The following is a 1,190-nucleotide window of genomic DNA, read 5'->3' as shown; positions in this document are numbered from 1 at the left end:
GGGAACTTCTGTGCGTCGAACGTGGACGAGCTCAAGGCCCGGTTGGTCAGGGCCTGGCAGCGCGTACGCTACATCCAGCTTCCACAGCACTTGATGGACTCCAATTTATGCCGAGATCAATAGGAGGCCGCTGGGGTAAGGAGGAAGGACGCGGCGAGGTCGAGCATGGGGTCGCCCTCTGGGGCGGGATACTGAAGGGAGGTGAAACATGAAAGTTCAAGTCCAAGCGAAGCAGTTGCTCTACACGGGTGAATTGGTGAATGGTGGAGAGGATGGACAACTCGGCGAAACCCTGCGTCTGGAGGCAGGGTTTCGTCGAGTTGTCGTCCTGAAGAACGCAGTAGCGGTGGGGTTGGGAGGAACACGGCGACACACCCTGCTGGTGATTGACGGTGCCGAAGTTCTGTCCATTGGGATTCCAGACGAGCAAGCGGATTCGGCGGCCGAGGCGACGGATGCGGAGAGCAGGCGGCAGGAGGCGCAACGGCGGGAGGCCAATCGGCCCCGCTCGTAGACCTACTGACTCGCCTCCTGAGCCGCGATGCGCTCCTGTAGAGCATCCAGTCGCTGCGGAAGAGGCGATGTAGCGCGCGTAGACCTGCTGGCGCTTGTGCAGGTCCCGCGCCGACCCCATGTAGATTCGGCCGGCGCTCCGGCTCTGGACCGCGTACATTCCACCCGCAGGGATACGGCGACTCCAGAGCCAAGGAGATGGAACACGGGTGGCCGGGCGAGTGGGCAGGTCCCTCTGGGCGTAGGGTGACCTATGGTGACGAAGAAACCGCAAGTGATTCAGCAGCAGCGTCTCGCCCGAAAAGGTAATGCTGAGTTGACCGCTTCGTTCCTGGACAAGGACCGCTACCGTTACAGACAGGGGGCAGCCCTGACGGTCGAGTTGCACAACAGAGGTGCGCTGGCCTTTGAGGTCCGGGGCGTCGATGTGGCGTGGAGAGACAGTGCCGGGGTGCTGCGACAGCTGCACCTGTTGTGGAGGGGAGGGCTTGCCCCTGGAGAGAGATGGACCTTGCTGGACCCACGCAGCTATGTCCAGTGGCGTGCCTTTGCCCGGCAAGGAAATGGAGTATCTGATTAGCGACACCGCGAGCCGGACGGCCCCGTCACGTTCGCTAGGATGAGCAGCATGGCCGCCCCACTGACGGAACAGGATCTCTACGAGATCATCCGCAAGC

At 62.2% G+C, this 1,190-nt stretch carries 2 protein-coding genes; both read left to right on the top strand.

The features are described 5' to 3' along the window. Window positions 1-208: 208 nt before the first annotated feature. Entirely contained in the window at window positions 209-514 is a 306-nt protein-coding gene (locus tag ASF71_RS04400) for a hypothetical protein (protein WP_056295641.1), read from the top strand. A 252-nt stretch (window positions 515-766) separates the two neighbouring features. Beyond that, window positions 767-1,093, top strand: coding sequence for a hypothetical protein (locus tag ASF71_RS24885; RefSeq protein ID WP_235514125.1), 327 nt, complete (start codon window positions 767-769; stop codon window positions 1,091-1,093). Window positions 1,094-1,190 lie beyond the last annotated feature (97 nt).

It is taken from the genome of Deinococcus sp. Leaf326, assembly GCF_001424185.1.
Taxonomy (GTDB): domain Bacteria; phylum Deinococcota; class Deinococci; order Deinococcales; family Deinococcaceae; genus Deinococcus.
Note: the sequence above shows the minus strand (reverse complement) of the source record. Positions and strands in the feature narration are given on the sequence as shown.